This is a genomic window from Pseudomonas sp. GW821-FHT02A08 (genome assembly GCF_059422045.1).
The window spans coordinates 47,398-64,732 of the sequence record NZ_JBWKWD010000007.1 but is presented as its reverse complement, the minus strand read 5'-3'; the positions used below and the strand labels follow the sequence as shown (position 1 = coordinate 64,732).

Annotated in this window: 16 protein-coding genes; 5 read left to right on the top strand and 11 right to left on the bottom strand. The window is 60.0% G+C overall.

The features are described from left to right. The first annotated feature begins 21 nt into the window (after positions 1-21). The gene (locus AC07W4_RS07405) at positions 22-594 is read left to right on the top strand and encodes a HupE/UreJ family protein (protein ID WP_495031988.1); all 573 of its coding nucleotides are present in this window, start codon (positions 22-24) and stop codon (positions 592-594) included. A gap of 200 nt (positions 595-794) precedes the next feature. Next, the gene (locus tag AC07W4_RS07400; protein WP_495031987.1) at positions 795-1,928 is read left to right on the top strand and encodes an AGE family epimerase/isomerase; all 1,134 of its coding nucleotides are present in this window, start codon (positions 795-797) and stop codon (positions 1,926-1,928) included. Positions 1,929-1,951: 23 nt separating this feature from the next. Here AC07W4_RS07400 and AC07W4_RS07395 read toward each other — a convergent pair whose 3' ends face one another. From AC07W4_RS07395 to amaB, 10 genes are all read right to left on the bottom strand, one after another. After that, positions 1,952-2,857: a cation diffusion facilitator family transporter gene (locus tag AC07W4_RS07395; protein ID WP_495031986.1), complete on the bottom strand. Its 906-nt coding sequence runs from the start codon at positions 2,855-2,857 to the stop codon at positions 1,952-1,954. Between the two features lie 172 nt (positions 2,858-3,029). Further along, positions 3,030-3,800: an SDR family oxidoreductase gene (locus AC07W4_RS07390; protein ID WP_495031985.1), complete on the bottom strand. Its 771-nt coding sequence runs from the start codon at positions 3,798-3,800 to the stop codon at positions 3,030-3,032. A 514-nt stretch (positions 3,801-4,314) separates the two neighbouring features. Further along, entirely contained in the window at positions 4,315-4,563 is a 249-nt protein-coding gene (locus tag AC07W4_RS07385; RefSeq protein WP_008048120.1) for a hypothetical protein, read from the bottom strand. 295 nt (positions 4,564-4,858) lie between these two features. Continuing rightward, entirely contained in the window at positions 4,859-5,575 is a 717-nt protein-coding gene (locus AC07W4_RS07380; RefSeq protein WP_008048119.1) for an ABC transporter ATP-binding protein, read from the bottom strand. After that, positions 5,572-6,444: an ABC transporter ATP-binding protein gene (locus AC07W4_RS07375; RefSeq protein ID WP_008048118.1), complete on the bottom strand. Its 873-nt coding sequence runs from the start codon at positions 6,442-6,444 to the stop codon at positions 5,572-5,574. Before AC07W4_RS07375 ends, AC07W4_RS07380 begins: the two co-directional genes overlap by 4 nt. Continuing rightward, positions 6,441-7,724, bottom strand: coding sequence for a high-affinity branched-chain amino acid ABC transporter permease LivM (livM, locus tag AC07W4_RS07370; protein WP_008048117.1), 1,284 nt, complete (start codon positions 7,722-7,724; stop codon positions 6,441-6,443). The genes AC07W4_RS07375 and livM overlap by 4 nt, the downstream gene beginning before the upstream one ends. A gap of 3 nt (positions 7,725-7,727) precedes the next feature. Beyond that, positions 7,728-8,642, bottom strand: coding sequence for an ABC transporter permease subunit (locus tag AC07W4_RS07365; protein ID WP_008048116.1), 915 nt, complete (start codon positions 8,640-8,642; stop codon positions 7,728-7,730). A 238-nt stretch (positions 8,643-8,880) separates the two neighbouring features. Continuing rightward, entirely contained in the window at positions 8,881-10,014 is a 1,134-nt protein-coding gene (locus AC07W4_RS07360; protein ID WP_008048115.1) for an ABC transporter substrate-binding protein, read from the bottom strand. Between the two features lie 362 nt (positions 10,015-10,376). Beyond that, positions 10,377-11,660 (bottom strand): L-pipecolate oxidase, encoded by a 1,284-nt coding sequence (amaA, locus tag AC07W4_RS07355; RefSeq protein ID WP_495031984.1) that lies wholly within the window; start codon positions 11,658-11,660, stop codon positions 10,377-10,379. Positions 11,661-11,814: 154 nt separating this feature from the next. Then, complete coding sequence (gene amaB, locus AC07W4_RS07350; protein ID WP_495031983.1) at positions 11,815-13,305, bottom strand: L-piperidine-6-carboxylate dehydrogenase; 1,491 nt, start codon at positions 13,303-13,305, stop codon at positions 11,815-11,817. Between the two features lie 174 nt (positions 13,306-13,479). On the opposite strand from amaB, the gene AC07W4_RS07345 reads away from it, so the two are divergent. The 3 genes from AC07W4_RS07345 (at position 13,480) to nadE (ending at position 16,656) form a co-directional block, all read left to right on the top strand. Further along, positions 13,480-14,391, top strand: a complete 912-nt coding sequence (locus tag AC07W4_RS07345; RefSeq protein WP_495031982.1) for a LysR family transcriptional regulator — start codon at positions 13,480-13,482, stop codon at positions 14,389-14,391. 206 nt (positions 14,392-14,597) lie between these two features. Continuing rightward, positions 14,598-15,824: a nicotinate phosphoribosyltransferase gene (gene pncB / locus AC07W4_RS07340; RefSeq protein WP_495031981.1), complete on the top strand. Its 1,227-nt coding sequence runs from the start codon at positions 14,598-14,600 to the stop codon at positions 15,822-15,824. Between the two features lie 4 nt (positions 15,825-15,828). Further along, positions 15,829-16,656, top strand: a complete 828-nt coding sequence (gene nadE / locus AC07W4_RS07335) for an NAD(+) synthase (RefSeq protein ID WP_495031980.1) — start codon at positions 15,829-15,831, stop codon at positions 16,654-16,656. A 200-nt stretch (positions 16,657-16,856) separates the two neighbouring features. Here the strand turns inward: nadE and azu are convergent, their stop codons facing one another. Further along, the gene (gene azu, locus AC07W4_RS07330; RefSeq protein ID WP_495031979.1) at positions 16,857-17,303 is read right to left on the bottom strand and encodes an azurin; all 447 of its coding nucleotides are present in this window, start codon (positions 17,301-17,303) and stop codon (positions 16,857-16,859) included. Between the last annotated feature and the right edge of the window lie 32 nt (positions 17,304-17,335).

The following is a 17,335-nucleotide window of genomic DNA, read 5'->3' as shown; positions in this document are numbered from 1 at the left end:
TATCAACAAGGAAGCTTATCCATGACACTCAAACGCATTCTCGCCGCCCTGGCCCTGCTGCTGACCCCAGCCCTCGCCTTCGCCCATCCCGGGCATGGCGACAACGGCTTGATCGCCGGTATCGGCCATCCGCTGGGCGGTCTCGATCACTTGCTGGCGATGCTCGCGGTCGGACTGTGGGCCGCGCAGCAGCAAGGCGCCGCACGCTGGGCGCTGCCGTGCACCTTTGTCGGGACCCTGCTGATTGGCGGGATGCTGGGCTTTGAAGGAATGAACCTGCCTGCACTGGAGAGCGGGATTGCCGCGTCCGTTTTGGCTTTGGGGCTGGCGGTGGCGCTGGCTGTGCGCCCGCCACTGGTGATGGCGGTGGGTGCGACGGCGTTGTTTGCACTGTTTCATGGTGTCGCACATGGGCTGGAACTGCCGGACATGTCGAGTCCATGGACCTATGCCGCAGGCTTTGTCGCAGCGACGGCGGTGTTGCATGCGGCGGGTTATGCGCTGGTGCGGGTGTTGCCGCAGGCCGCAGCACCGCTGGTTCGACTGGCGGGCGCGGCTTCGGCGGCGACCGGGGTGTGGTTGCTGGCGGGCTAGTTCTCTAGTGCCTGAGCCGGCCTCTTCGCGGGCAAGCCCGCTCCCACAGTGGTTTGCTGTGTGGCATGGATTTCATTCACACCAGAAACCCTGTGGGAGCGGGCTTGCCCGCGAAGGCGGCCTGACAGACACAGCCTCTCTCAGGTCAGCCTCTCTGCTAACATGTCGCGCAATCGCCCCTGCCGTGACGACGCCAGCCAATGCCGCCTGTTTCCCGCTCCGCCTCTCAGCCTGAACTGACCGCCCTGTTCGCCTCGGTGCAACAGCACTTTCTGAACGTCATCGTGCCGCTCTGGCAAGGTCCGGGCTGGAACGCCGACATGGCGTTGCCCTATGAGGCGCTGGATGCCGAACACCAACCGCTGCCACCGCAACGCTACCGGGCCATGGCCTGTGCGCGGCAGTTGTATCTGTTTGCCAGCCTGATCGGTCAGGTGCCAGGCGCCGAAGAGCGTGCCGCCGCGTTGTTCCGCTCGTTGCAGCGGCACTTCCACGATGCCGAGCACGGCGGCTGGTTCTACAGTGTCGATGCCCAAGGGGCGCCGCTGGATCAGCGCAAGGACCTCTACACCCACGCCTTCATCCTGTTCGCCTGCGCTCATTACTGGGACAAGGTCCGCGAGCCGCTGGTGGAGTCGGTGCTCAACGCCTCGCTGGAAGTGGTCGCGCAGCGTTTCGCCACGGGCGACGGTCTGTACGAAGCCACGCTTGACCGCGACTGGGCATCGCTGGACAGTGGCCCTTTGCAAAACCCGCTGATGCACCTGGCCGAAGCTTTCCTCGCCACCCTGTCGGTGCGTGAAGACCTCGATGTGCAACAAGCGCTCCTCAAGTTATGCACAGCCATGCACTCGCGCTTCATCGATCCGCAACTCGGCGTGTTGATGGAAATGCCGCTGGGCTCTGTGGATAACTGGTTTGAACCGGGGCATCAGTTCGAGTGGTATTTCCTGCTGGAATCCTCGGCGCTGTTACGCAATTCGACGCTGCACGCCGATCTGGAGCGGGCCTTCGCCTTTACCGAGCACACGGGTGTCGATCAACAGACTGGCGCTGTGCGGGCAATGCTCGACTTCGGACCGGATGGCGGCGTCCGGGACGCCACGCAGCGCATCTGGGCCCAGGCTGAATACCTGCGCGCATTGACGCTGCGCCCGCACAGCGAAGCCGATGTGCTGCGCCAGTTACAGGCATTGCAGCAGCGCTCGCTGCATGCCGGTGGCTGGTACGAATGTCGTGACGAACAGGGTGAGGTCAGCCGCTGCGATATGCCGTCGACCACGCCCTATCACCTGGCGACCTGTTATCGCGGGTTGGCGCAATATCTCGGCTGACTGTGTGGCGAGGGGCAATCCGATCACTCAGTCCACTTGCGATCCCCGGTAAAACTGATGGTCAGCCATCGCGCTGCATCCGGCTTACCGAGCTTCGCGGAAATCTCCTCCCGCAAACTGTCCAGCTGCCCTATTCCATCCAGCCAGTAATCCTTCGGCAATACGATGTGAATCTCGATAAAACAGGCCCTGCCGTGTTTCTGCACGTAGGAAATGTAGTCGTCGAAACCATGCTCGACCTTCGCCACCTCCATCACCTGACGCACCTTGTCGTCCAGTTGATCCGGGACGATCCCCAGTACATCGCGCAATGCCGGTCCGAGGATTTTGAACGCCGGGGGGAGCATGCCCAGGGCCAGCAGGATCAGGATCATCGGGTCGACATACACCGCCCACTTGTCATAACCCTGAGTCTTGAGCAGCAGCGCAATCAGGAAACTCACCAGCAGTCCCGCCGACAGCATCGCGTCCACCAGCCAACTGATGTTGTCGAACTGGATCAGCGATGACTTGAGTGTGCGATTGCGTTGGCGAACGTAGAAGAAATAAATCAGTTCAATGACGGTGAACACCGCCGCGTAGAGGATCACCAGCCCGAGCTCGACCTCGCGGCCTCCACTGATGATGCCGAACACTCCGTTGAGAAAGGCATAAACGGCCACCAGGAATATGAAACTGCCTTCGATCACCAGCACCATAGGCTCCAGGTGCCAGGAACCGAACTGGAAGCGCTGATTGCTTTCCTTGGCGATCAGCCGGGCGGTGATCAGCATCAGCACTTTGATGAAGGCCGCGATCAACGAAAAAAAGCCATCGAACAGGATGGATTGGGCGCCCGACACAAAACCGGTGATGATCCCGGCGAATGTCACGGCGAGCATCAGGAAGGTCGATTGTTTGAGCAGCGACTGCTCGCCTCGATTACTCACTTGATCTCCTCTGGAACCTCTAGACCGCCGGGTGTGGCGGGGTTGTTGGGTGAGGAGTCTAGCTGATGTCCTGATTTTTCTGTTCCGGCCCCTTCGCGGGCAAGCCCGCTCCCACAGGTTTCACGTGATCCCTGTGGGAGCGGGCTTGCTCGCGAAGAACGATGACTCGGTATTAAGCCTTGCCACCACTGCGGTCAATAGCAAACCCGGCCCAGGTCTGGCTCACCGGCATCAGCTCCAGGCTGTTGATATTGATATGCGCAGGCGCATTGAGCACCCAGAAGATGGTGTCGGCGATATCTTGCGGCTGGATCGCCTCGGCGCCGGCATAAGTGGCGTTGTAGCGCTCCTGGTCACCGGCAAAACGCACCAGCGAGAACTCGCTCTCACACAGGCCCGGCTCGATGTTGCTGACCCGTACGCCCGTGCCTTGCAGGTCGCAGCGCAGGTTCAGGGAGAACTGTTTGACGAACGCCTTGGTCGCGCCATACACGTGGCTGCCCGGGTACGGGTAGTTGCCGGCGATGGAACCCAGGTTGACGATGCCGGCACCACGACCGTGGGCAATCAGGCGTGGTAACAGCAGGCGGGTGCTGTACATCAGGCCTTTGACGTTGGTATCGACCATGGTGTCCCAATCGTCCAGATCGCACTTGGGCGCAGGATCGACACCCAGGGCCAGCCCGGCGTTGTTGATCAACCCGCGCAGTTTGGCAAAGGATGGCGGCAGATTGGCAATCGCCTCCTCCATGGCCTTGCGATCACGCACATCGAGCACCAGGCCATGGACTTCGGTCTGCTTCGACAACTCGGCGCACAACGCATTGAGGCGCTCTTCACGACGGCCAGTCAGCACCAGTTTCCAGCCGGCCTCGGCAAAACGACGGGCACAGGCTTCACCAAAACCGGAAGTTGCGCCGGTAATAAACAGGGTGTTGGACATCGTGTTCTCCTTGCTTCGACTGATCGCCAGCCATTGAAATAGAAAATCAGCAGGCAGCATGCCTGATGCCGATCAGTCAGGCGAACCCAGACGCTACGCCTCCCTTGTAGCAGCTGGCGTAGCCTGCGTCCGGCTGCGCAGCAGTCGTAAATCCGGCTTGCACGATCTCTCTGACGTACCGCGAACTCTGATTTTACGACTGCTGCGCAGCCGGACGCAGCCTTCGCCAGCTGCTACAGATTGCGTTGTGGCTTAACTGATCGGCAGCAGGCAGCATGCCCGGCCTTGTTCACAGCGGCAACCACCGTTCAACCTGTTCAAAAAACGCTCAATCCAGGCAACCCCTTGACCAACGTGGCCTACAGCCATGTGCGCGCACGTTATCCACAGGCCGGTCCACAGTCTTTGGGGGCAAGTGGAAAAGCTGCAAGCCGCTATCCACAAGGCTTTGCGCGGGGTTTTGAAACTTTTTTGCTTGACCCTCAACCGCCTGCTGTGTAGCTCTTGGCCATTTTCATGACTGACGGGTCAAACCAACGATGGCGCCAAGCCAGTAACCACGGCCTTCAGCCGAGTCTTTCCAGAGTTTAATCACAGACTTATCCACAGGCTTGTCCACGTCGATTTCACGCACTTGCGCCCCGAACAAAAAGGTTGACAAAGCGGCCTGCAAGCTGCGCAAAAACACATGATCAAAAAACAACCACAGCTCTGCAAGCCACGGTTTAAAAGGCCTGCAGCCAGCTACTCCCACGTTATTCACAGCCGGTTCCACAGCAAACGGGGACAAGTCAAAACCGTGACAAAACAACTATTTGCAGCGGCTTTATGTCGCGCTTTACGAGCTTGGGAATATTGTTTTCCACAATTTCTCTAAAGCGTACCGAGCCCCCTGTGGGAGCGGGCTTGCTCGCGAAAGCGGTGGATCTGTGCTGATGATGTTGAATTTGACGCCGTCTTCGCGAGCAAGCCCGCTCCCACAGCGGAATTGCGGTGTTTTGGAGATGTAAAAAAGCCCCGGCGATTGCGCGCCGGGGCTTGTGCATAACAAAGCAGACTCAGTGCCCGCCGAGATAGGCGTTACGCACATCCTCGTTGACCAACAGCTCCTTGCCGGTGCCGGTCATGCGGATCTCGCCGTTGACCATCACGTACGCCCGGTCCGACAACCGCAGGGCGTGGTTGGCGTTCTGCTCCACCAGGAAGATGGTCATGCCTGTCTTGGCCAGTTCCCGCAGGGTGGCGAAGATCTGCTTCACCACGATCGGCGCCAGGCCCAGGCTTGGCTCATCGAGCAGCAACAACTTGGGCCGGCTCATCAGGGCACGGGCGATGGCAAGCATTTGCTGCTCGCCACCGGACATGGTCATCGCCCGTTGGGTACGCCGCTCTTCGAGCCGAGGGAACAGCTCGAACATGCGCTGCATGTCCTCCTTGGCGTACTTGTCACCGATAGGGATAGTGCCCATCAGCAGGTTCTCCTCGACAGTCATGTCAGGGAACACCCGCCGCCCTTCCGGCGACTGCGCGATGCCGTTGGAGGCGATGTAGTGGGACGACTTGTGGGTAATGTCCACGCCTTGATAAAGGATCTGCCCGTCGGCGGCCCGTGGCTGGCCGAAGATCGACATCAGCAGGGTCGACTTGCCAGCACCGTTGGAGCCGATCAGGCTGACGGTTTCCCCTTCGTTGATGTGCAGCGAGACACCTTTAAGGGCCTGGATCGGGCCGTAAAACACGTCCAGATCCTTGAGTTGGAGGATGGGTTGGGTCATACCACCTCCTCTTCTTCGGCGCCCAGGTACGCGGCAATCACTTTCGGGTCGTTGCGGATGTCGTCGGGGCCACCCTCGGCAATGACGATGCCGTGGTCCAGCACCACGATGTGGTCGGAGATGCTCATAACCATGCCCATGTCGTGTTCGATCAGCACCACGGTCAGATCGTGCTCGTCGCGCAGCAGCCGGATCATCGCGCTCAGCGCTTCGGTTTCCTGAGGGTTGAGGCCGGCGGCCGGTTCGTCGAGGCAGATGATCTGCGGACGGGTGCACATGGCCCGGGCGATTTCCAGGCGGCGCTGCTGGCCGTAGGACAGTTCACCGGCCAGGCGGTTGGCGCAGTCCACCAGGTCCACCACTTCCAGCCAGTAGAACGCGTGGTCCAGCGCATCGCTTTCGGCCTTGCGGTAGCCCTTGGTGTTGAGGATGCCGGCGAGCATGCTGCGGTTGACCCACATGTGCTGGGCCACCAGCAGGTTTTCCAGCACCGACATTTCCTTGAACAGGCGAATGTTCTGGAAGGTCCGCGCCAGGCCGGCACGGTTCACCAGGTGGGTGCCGCCGAATGCCTTGTAGAACAGTCGACTGGCGAAGGATTTCGGCGAAACGAAATCCGTTGGCTTGAACGGCTCGCCCAGCAGTTTGATGACGTTGGTCTGTTGCCCACGGATGTTGAGTTCGATCTTGCCGCCGGAGGCTTTGTAGAAACCGGTCAGGCAGTTGAACACCGTGGTCTTGCCGGCGCCGTTGGGGCCGATCAAGGCGAAGATCGAGTTGCGGTGCACTTTCAGGCTGACATCGCTCAACGCCTTGATGCCGCCGAAGTGCATCATCAGCTTTTCTACACTGAGTACGACTTCGCTCATGGCGCTACTCCTTTACGCGGGGTCACACCGGTACGGCTGATCCGAATCAGGCCACGCGGTCGCCAGATCATCATCAACACCATCAGGATGCCGAACAGCAGCACGCGGTACTCGGCGAAGCCACGCAGCAGTTCCGGGGCGACGGTCAGCACGAAGGCTGCGATCACCACGCCTATGGTCGAACCCATGCCACCCAGCACCACGATGGCGAGGATCAGTGCCGATTCGAAGAAGGTGAACGAGGTCGGGTTGACGAAGCCTTGGTAGGTGGCGAAGAACACCCCGGCCAGACCGGCCGTCGAGGCGCCGATGGTGAACGCCGAGAGCTTGACCAGCACGTGGTTCAGGCCCATGGAGCGGCAGGCGATTTCGTCTTCACGCAGGGCTTCCCAGGCGCGGCCGACCGGCATGCGGGTCAGGCGATGCTTGATGTACAGCACGGCCAGCACCACCAGGAACAGCACTGCGTAGATGAAGTAGTACTTCACGTCCGGGTTGTAGGCGATGCCGAAGAACTCATGGAACGGCACGCCGCCATCCTTGGCCCGCTTGCCGAACTCCAGGCCGAAGAAGGTCGGCAGCGGTGCCGGCATGCCGTTCGGGCCGCCAGTCAGCGACAACCAGTTGTTGAGGATCAGGCGGATGATTTCACCGAAGCCCAGGGTCACGATCGCCAGGTAGTCGCCGTGCAGGCGCAGCACCGGGAAACCGAGGATGCAACCGGCCAGGCCGGCGGTAATCGCCGCCAGCGGCAACACCGTCCAGAAGCCCAGCCCAAGGTACTGATAACCGAGCGCCAGGCCGTAGGCACCGATGGCGTAGAACGCCACGTAACCGAGGTCGAGCAGGCCGGCCAGGCCGACCACTATGTTCAGCCCCAGCCCCAGCAGCACGTAGATCAGCCCGAGGATGACCACGCCCAGCAGGTAGGAATTGGAGAAAAACGGCAGCACCACGGCGATGACAATCATCAACGGGATGATCCAGCGCAACCGTGACTTGTAGTCCGGCGCCAGCACATGCACCCCGGAGCCAGTCGTTTCAAAGCCCTCGAGGATTCTCAGGCCCTTGGCTGTCTGCAGGAACATGCTCAGGGCAAAGCGGCCGGCCATGACGATCGCCACGATCCACGCCACCCGGGTGGTTTCCAGGTTGAAGCCATAGCCATCGAGAACGACGCCGACAATCGGCCCGAACACAATCAGGGCAATGAGGCCGGCAAGAATCGCGTCAACCAGACTTTTTTTGATATCAATGGTTTTTTTAGTGGTTGAAGACATCGCTTACACCTTCGACACAAGAGGACGGCCGAGCAGGCCTTGAGGCCGAAAGACCAGAACGAGGACCAGCAACGAGAAGCTGAAAACGTCTTTGTAGTCCGAGTTCACCAGACCGGAAAACAGCGACTCGGAAATCCCCAGAATGATCCCGCCAAGCATCGCGCCGGGTAGCGAGCCAATCCCGCCGAGCACCGCGGCGGTGAACGCCTTGATCCCGATGATGAAGCCGGCATAGAAGTCGAATGTGCCGTAGTTCATGGTGATCAGCACGCCGGCCAGGGCCGCCATCGCTGCACCGATGATGAACACGTAGGAAATCACCCGATCGGTGTTGATCCCCAGGATCGAAGCCATCTTGCGGTCTTGCTGGGTTGCACGGCACATGCGGCCGAGCTTGGTGTACTTGATGATGTAGGTCAGCGCGGCCATCCCGACGAACGCGGCGACCAGAATGAAGACCTTGGTGTAGGTCAACTGAACGAAACCGGTACCGATATCAACGCGCCAGGCACCCGAGAGCAGAGTCGGAACGCCTTGTTGCTTCGCGCCCTGGGAGATCTGTGCGTAGTTTTGCAGGATCAGGGAGATACCGATCGCACTGATCAGCGGTGCGAGTCGGGTGGAGTTACGCAGGGGTTTGTAGGCGACACGCTCGATGACCCAGCCATACACCGCCGTGACGACGATGGTGAAGATCAGTGTGCCAAGCATCAGCAGCGGGAAAGATTCGATACCGAAGTAAGCCAGCAGAGCCAGACTGATTGCCGCGAGGTAAGCGGAAATCATGTAAACCTCGCCGTGGGCGAAGTTGATCATGCCGATGATGCCATAGACCATTGTGTAGCCGATGGCGATCAGGCCATAGACCGACCCGAGGGTCAGGCCATTGACCAGTTGCTGCAGGAAAATACCATCCATAACGCAATCTCACGCAATGAGAACCTGCACATGTGGCTGTGCGGTTCTTCTAAGAAAATACAGATATACGTCGGAGCAATGTCAGACACGATCAGGCTGGCCATCACCGCCCCTGTGGGAGCTGGCTTGCCGGCGAAAGCGGTGTATCAGCCAACATTGATGTCGACTGATCTGGCGCATTCGCGAGCAAGCCCGCTCCCACAAGGGGTCAGCGGGGTTCAGATGATCGAGTCAGCCCTTACTTCTGTTTTTCCAGCTGGTGGTATTTGCCATCCTTGTCCCACTGGTAAACCACGTAGTCGGAGATTTTCAGGTCGCCCTTGCTGTCCCAGGTCTTCTCGCCCATGACGGTCTTGACCGGGTTCTTCTTCAGCCATGCAGCCGCTTCTTCGCCCTTGTTGGACTTGGCACCGTTGAAGGCTGCCGCCAGGGTCTGGACCGAAGCGTAGGCGTACAGGGTGTAGCCTTCAGGCTCGGTACCGGCCTTGCGGAAGGCGTCTACCACGGTCTTGCTGTCTGGCAGCAGGCGTGGGTCGGCGCCGAAGGTCATCAGCACGCCGTCAACGAATTGCGGACCGCCAGCGGTGGTCACCAGTTCGTCGGTCACGATGCCGTCGTCGGACATGAACTTGACGTCTTTGAGGCCTTGTTCACGCAGTTGACGCACCAGAGGACCGGCTTCCGGGTGCAGGCCGCCGAAGTAGACGACGTCAGCGCCGGCACCGCGGATCTTGGTCACGATGGTGCTGAAGTCTTTCTCGCCACGGGTCAGGCCTTCATACAGCACAGGCGTTACGCCGCGCTTGACCAGTTGAGCCTTGGTGGCATCCGCCAGGCCCTGGCCGTAGGTGTCCTTGTCGTGCAGCACGACAACCTTCTTGCCCTTGAGCACGTCGACGATGTAGTCGCCGGCCACGATGCCTTGCTGGTCGTCACGCCCGCACATACGGAACATGGCGCTCAGGCCACGCTCGGTCACAGCCGGGTTGGTGGAGCCTGGAGTGATGGCGATGATGCCCGCTTCGTCGTAGATCTCGGAGGCCGGGATGGTCGACGAGGAGCAGAAGTGACCGACCACGCCAGCGACTTTCTGGTTGGTCAGGTCTTTGGCAACCGTCACAGCCTGTTTCGGTTCGCAGGCGTCATCGCCCTTGACCAGTACGATTTTTTCCCCGTTAACCCCGCCCGCCGCGTTGACCGCATCGGCCGCCGCCTGTGCACCCTTCATGTACTGTTCGCCAAATGCCGCGTTGGCACCTGTCATTGGTCCCGCTACGCCGATCTTGATGTCAGCCTGAGCAAACGCAGAAACACCCAGCGCAGTTGCCACTGCGAGGGCCAGAAAGCCTTTCTTGTAAAACGTCTGGGACATGAGGTGATGCTCCTTGGTTTTTTTAATTGGCACTACGACTTCACTGAATGCTCAGAGCAAGGGCCGTGCCATCGGTTTTTTATTCTGAAAAAAGTCGCTGCTTTCTTGTTATTTCGACTGTTTCGATCCCATTTTCATTGGGCGTGCAACCGTCTAGACCGCGGAAGGTAAAACCATTATTTTTTTGAGGCGCAACCCGCCCGCGCCATCATTGCAACCTCGGCTTTAAACGACGTGCAACCAGCCTGTAACAACGTGCGTCACCGAAGTGCACACTGCTGGTGCGAGACTGCTACAACCCGCACCACTACAGGCTAGCTGCAGATCGAAAAAGCGCCGCTTCCCACTGCAAAAATCAGCCGTCAGATAACGATCCGCAGGCACTGGCCTGCGTGATACAGCGAGAATCCCGCCTCATACAGACAGCTGCGCAACCCCACCCCGGCCAATGGCTGCATGGGTGCGAAAGGAATCGGTAGTGCTTGAGGATTTCCGTTACACAGGTAATCGGCAAAGGCCTTGCCGACCACTGTCCCCGTGGTCACGCCCCGACCGTTGTAACCGGTGACTGCCACTAAACCGGGCGCGGGTTCGAACAGACGCATCAAATGGTCGGGGGTAAAGGCGATGCAACCGGTCCAGGTGCACTCCCACTCCACCGGTTTCAGGTAAGGGAAGTAATGTTGCTGCACCCGGTCGGCCCAGGCCTTCAGGAACCAGGCCGGCTTCTGATTGCCGTTACCCAGACTGCCAAGCAACAGGCGACCGTCTTTGTCTCGACGGATACTGCTGAGCACTTGGCGGGTGTCCCAGGAACCCTGGCCACCGGGCAGGATTTGCCGGGCGGCCTCTTCGGTCAGAGGGGCCGAGGCCACCTGATAGTAATAACCGGGGAAGAAATTGCGCCGCAGTTCGGTCCAGTCGCCTTCGGTGTAGGCATTGGAGGCGATCACCACTTTCTCGGCCATGACCGAGCCCTGGGCGGTTTGCACAGACCAGCGCTGGCCCTGGCGTTCGAGTCGGGTGACCGGGGAATGATCGAATAATTGACCGCCCAGGCCGATGGCCGCCTTGGCCAGCCCCGTGGTATAGGCCATCGGATTAAGCGTGCCGGCACGGCGATCGAGCAGTGCGGCGGCGATCTTTTTCGTGCCGGTGGCTTGCTCGCAAGCTTGCCCGGTGAGCAGCTCTACCGGTGCACCGCGACGTTTCCATTGTTCTTCACGACTGCGCAAGTCGGCTTCGCCACGGGCATTGTGCGCCATGTGCAGCGTGCCTTCACGGCGTAACTGGCAATCGATGTTGTACTTGTCCACAAGGCTGAACACCAGGGAAGGCGCCGCCCCCAACATGCGGTTGAGTTGGCTGCCGACCGCCTCGCCAAACCCGGCTTCGATCTCGTCCGGGGGAATCCACATCCCGGCATTGACCAGCCCGACGTTGCGCCCCGAACCACCATGGCCGGCGCGATGGGCTTCCAGCACACAAACGGTCTTGCCTTGCTCCAGCAGATGCACCGCCGCCGACAAACCGGTAAACCCGGCGCCGATGACGCAGACATCCACCGTGACCTCCCCCTTGAGGGCCGAATTATCCGGCCTTTGCGGAGTCAGTTTTTCCCACAGACATTCTTCGCGTAACGGCATTGCCAGACTCCAACAGAAACCTAACAAACACATTCATTCAATGTGGGAGCGGGCTTGCTCGCGAAAGCGTCGGCACATCCAGCATCAATGTGACTGATAAACCGCTTTCGCGAGCAAGCCCGCTGCCACAGGGGATCACTATCCGGCTCGAGAATCAGTCAAACGTGATGCCCTGCGCCAACGGCAACTCCAGCGAATAGTTCACGGTGTTGGTCTGGCGGCGCATGTAGCCGCGCCATGCATCGGAGCCGGACTCGCGGCCGCCGCCGGTTTCTTTCTCGCCACCAAACGCGCCGCCGATTTCCGCGCCGCTCGGGCCGATGTTGACGTTGGCGATGCCGCAGTCGCTGCCCACCGCCGACATGAACTGCTCGGCTTCACGCACGTCGGTGGTGAAGATGCACGAGGACAGGCCTTGTGGCACGGCGTTGTTCAGGCGCAGGGCTTCCTGGAAATCGCTGTATCCGACTACATAAAGGATCGGCGCAAAGGTTTCATGGCAGACCACATCGCTCTGCTCCGGCATTTCGACGATGGCCGGCGACACGTAGTAGGCATTCGGGAATTTGTCTTGCAGCTGACGCTCACCGCCAAACACCCGGCCGCCTTCGCTCAAGGCCTGCTCCAGAGCGTCCTGCATATTGTCGAAGCTTTGCTTGTCGATCAGCGGGCCGACCAGATTGCCTTCCAGTGGATGGCCGATGCGTACTTTCGAGTACGCGGCTTTGAGGCGAGTAACGATTTCTTCCTTGACCGATTCATGGGCGATCAGGCGGCGCAAGGTGGTGCAACGCTGGCCGGCGGTGCCGACGGCGCTGAACAGGATCGCACGAACGGCCATGTCCAGGTCGGCGCTTGGGCCGAGGATCATTGCGTTGTTGCCGCCCAGTTCCAGGATGCTGCGGGCGAAACGCGCGGCAATTTTCGGCGCCACTTCACGGCCCATGCGGGTGCTGCCGGTGGCGCTGACCAGCGCGACACGCGGATCATCGACCAGGGCTTCGCCGGCATCGCGACCGCCAATGATCACCTGGCTCAGGTGCGGTGGCGCATCGCTGAAGTTCTTCAGCACCCGATCGAACAGCGCCTGGCAAGCCAGTGCGGTCAGCGGGGTCTTTTCCGACGGTTTCCAGATCACCGGGTTGCCGCAGACCAGCGCCAGTGTGGCGTTCCAGGCCCAGACCGCGACCGGGAAGTTGAACGCACTGATCACGCCGACGACGCCCAGCGGATGCCAGGTTTCGCGCATGTGGTGGCCAGGACGCTCGGAAGCGATGGTCAAACCGTACAACTGACGGGAAAGACCGACGGCGAAGTCGCAGATGTCGATCATTTCCTGAACTTCACCCAGGCCTTCCTGGGTGATCTTGCCGGCCTCCCAGGACACCAGTTCGCCGAGGTCGGCCTTGTATTCACGCAGGATGTCACCCAGTTGCCGCACCAGTTCGCCACGGCGCGGTGCTGGAACCTTGCGCCACAGTTCGAACGCATGATCTGCGCGACTGATGTGCTGCTCGACTTCAGCGGCGCCTTCCCAGTTCACGGCGGCAATCGTGCTGCCATCGATCGGCGAATGCACCGGCACTTTGCCGTTCTGGTACAGGGCCGGGTTCACACCTAGACGATCAAGCAATGCGGCAACCATGGGTCACTCCTCAAGCAAAAGACAGAACACGTGCAGCCGGAAATTCACGGCTGATCAGACCTGTAGTTTTAGCTGCCCGGAGGTTACTCAACAAACGACCTTTAAGAGAGATATCATTCCGTTTATTCATGCTGTGCATTGCTGGCAATAAGAAACAAGAACCAAGGACCGCCCATGCTGAATAAACGCTACTTGCCATCGATCGCTGCATTGCAGTGCTTCGAGGCCGTCACCCGGCATTTGAGTTTCACCCGGGCCGCCGAAGAGTTGAACCTGACCCAAAGTGCCGTGAGCAAACAGGTCGCGCAACTCGAAGAGCTGTTGCAGCACCTGCTGTTTCGCCGGGTACGCCGCCGCCTGCAGATGACGCCGGCTGGCGATCTGTACCTGGTTGAGGTGCGAAAAATCCTCACGCAGGTCGAGATGTCGACCCATTACCTGCGTTCCTACGGTGGCGAAACAGAAGTCCTGCGGGTTTCCACGCCTCCCACCTTCGGCGCCCGCTGGCTGGTACCCCGTCTGAAAGGCTGGCGCCTGCGGCATCCGTCGATCCATCTGGACCTGTGCAGCGAGCAGGAAGCCGACGATCTGCTGCAAGGTCGCAGCGACCTGGCGTTCTACTTCGGCCAGGGTTCACGGCCCGGCACCGAATGCCTGAAGCTGTTCGGCGAAGAGCTGGTGCCGGTGTGTGCCCCCGGCAGCCTGCCGGATACGCCGTTTACCGATCCGACGCAACTGACCGACCTGGTCCTGCTGCAAAACGCCTCCCGCCCCCAGGCCTGGCATGACTGGTTCGACCACCAGGGTTACCACACCGAGCACAGCTACCACGGCCCGCGCTTCGAAACCTTTTATATGTGTATCCGCGCCGCCCAGGTCGGTTGCGGCGTGGCGTTATTGCCGCGTTTTCTGGTGGAAGAGGAACTGGCTGACGGCAAGCTGGTCATTCCCTGGCAGCATGCAATGCCCAGCAGCGACGCCTATTACCTTGCGTACCCGGAGCACTCGGCGGAAGTGCCCAAGGTGCGGGACTTTGTGAAGTGGATGCTGGAGCAGATCGATAGCCCGCAGATATCGCAAATCTAGGGTTGCACGCTGAATGTGTGGGAGCGGGCTTGCTCGCGAAGGCGTCAGTCCAGTCAACATATATTTTGAATGCGCTGGCCTCTTCGCGAGCAAGCCCGCTCCCACAGGGGATGTGCTGCGGCTAAAAAACTGCTGGTAATCCTTGTCTCTGATATGCGCCACTAGCGCCACTGATCAATACCGCTGCAACGCTGGAGATTCCCGTTATGAGCGAGAGTGTGTTTGCCGATCGCATCGTGCAGAACCTGCTCGACACCGACTTCTACAAACTGACGATGATGCAGGCGGTGCTGCACAACTACCCGAACGTCGAAGTCGAATGGGAGTTTCGCTGCCGTAACGGCGAGGACTTGCGCCCCTACCTGGCGGAAATCCGCTTTCAGATCGAGCGCCTGGCCGAACTGAGCCTGAGCGCCGACCAGTTGAGCTTCCTGGAGCGCATCAGCTTTCTGAAGCCGGACTTCCTGCGCTTTCTCGGTCTGTTTCGCTTCAACCTGCGCTACATCCACACCGGCATCGAAAACGGTGAGCTGTTCATCCGCCTGCGTGGCCCCTGGCTGCATGTGATCCTGTTCGAAGTGCCGCTGCTGGCCCTGGTCAGCGAGGTGCGCAACCGCTATCGCTACCGCGAAGTCGTGCTGGGGCAGGCCCGTGAGCAGCTCTACCGCAAGTTCGACTGGCTGAGCGCCAACGCCGGCAGTGATGAATTGTCCGAATTGCAGGTGGCCGATTTCGGCACGCGCCGACGTTTTTCTTACCGCGTGCAGGAAGAAGTGGTGAATGTGCTCAAGCACGATTTCCCCGGACGCTTCGTCGGCACCAGCAACGTGCACCTGTCCCGGGAACTGGACATGAAACCCCTGGGCACCATGGCCCACGAATGGATCATGGCGCACCAGCAACTCGGCCCGCGGCTGATCGACAGCCAGATCGCCGCACTCGATTGCTGGGTCCGCGAATACCGTGGCCTGCTGGGGATTGCCCTGACCGATTGCATCACCATTGATGCCTTCCTCGGCGATTTCGATCTGTTTTTCGCCAAGCTTTTCGACGGTTTGCGCCACGACTCGGGCGATCCGGTGGTCTGGGCGGAAAAAGCCATCGCCCACTATCACAAGCTCGGCATCGACCCGATGAGCAAGACGCTGACGTTCTCCGACAGCCTGACCCTGCCCAAGGCGCTGGAGATATTCCGGGCACTGCGTGGTCGGATCAATGTCAGCTTCGGCATCGGCACCAACCTGACCTGCGACATTCCGGGTGTCGAACCGATGAGCATCGTGCTTAAAATGGTCGCCTGCAACGGCCAGCCGGTGGCGAAGATCTCCGACGAGCCAGGCAAGACGCACTGTAAAGATCCTAATTTCGTCGCTTACTTGCGACACGTTTTCCAGGTTCCTGCCGCCCTTTCAAGTACATCAAGCAAGGAGTGAATTCATGCAAGCCGTACAGCGTGAGATTGCTGAACAGCTCAAGGTCCAGCCGCCATTCGCCGACGAAGCCGCCCTTGAGGCCGAAGTCGTCCGGCGGGTGACCTTCATTCAGGACTGCCTGGTCAATTCCGGGCTCAAGACCCTGGTACTGGGCATCAGCGGCGGTGTCGACTCCCTGACCGCCGGCCTGCTGGCCCAACGGGCCGTCCGTGAACTGCGCCAGCGCAGCGGCGACGCCGCCTACAAATTCATCGCAGTACGCCTGCCCTACGAAACCCAGTTCGATGAGCACGATGCCCAGGCGTCGGTGGATTTCATCAAGCCGGACGAGCGCCACACCGTGAACATCGGCCCGGCGGTCAAGGCCCTGGCCAATGAAGTGGCGGCATTCGAAGGCAAACATGCGGTGTCGGTGGACTTCGTGCTCGGCAACACCAAGGCGCGCATGCGCATGGTCGCCCAGTACACCATCGCCGGCGCGACCCATGGCCTGGTGATCGGCACCGACCATGCGGCGGAAGCGGTGATGGGTTTCTTCACCAAGTTCGGTGACGGCGCCTGCGACCTGGCGCCGCTGAGCGGCCTGGTGAAAAACCAGGTCCGCGCCATCGCCCGCAGCTTCGGCGCACCGGAGTCGCTGGTGGAGAAAGTCCCGACCGCCGACCTTGAGGATCTGTCGCCGGGCAAACCGGACGAAGCCTCCCACGGCGTGACCTACGCCGAGATCGACGCCTTCCTGCATGGCAACCCGGTGCGTGAGGAAGCGTTCAAGATTATTTGTGACACATATAAAAAGACTCATCACAAGCGAGTGATGCCGTTTGCCCCGTGAGCCGTTGATGAACAAGAAAGCCCGCTGAAGAGTTGATCTTCGGCGGGCTTTTTCTTGGCGGGAGCATTTGTTGAGGCATCCGGCCCCTTCGCGGGCAAGCCCGCTCCCACAGGGTTTCAGGTGTTCACAAAAATTGTGTCCGAAACAAAACCTTGTGGGAGCGGGCTTGCCCGCGAAGAACGATGACGCGGTTTACCTGATTACTTCAGGGTCACGGTGCCTTTCATCATCGAGATGTGGCCCGGGAACGAGCAGAAGAAACCGTACTTTTCAGCGGCATCCAGCTTGGACACATCGAAGGTCACCGAGTCGGTTTCCTTGGCGCCGATGATCTTGGTGTGGGCGATCACACGGGCGTCGCCTTCTTTCAGGTAGTTCTTGTCGATGCCGGCGCTCAGACCGTCGGTGGCGATCGGCTGCATGTCGGCTTCTTTGCTCAGCACCCAGTTATGGCCCATGACGTTCTTCGGCAAGCTGCCGGAGTGCTTGAGTTCCACGGTAAACGTCTTGCAGCTCTTGTCGATGGTGATGTCCTTGGTATCGAAGGACATCTGGTCGGTGGAGTCGACGGTGACTTTGCACTCGGCAGCCATCAATTGGCTGCTGGCCAGCGTCAACAGGGATACCGCAACAAGTTTGGCAAACATGGTGAATCTCCAAGGCAGGGTTAACGAAATCG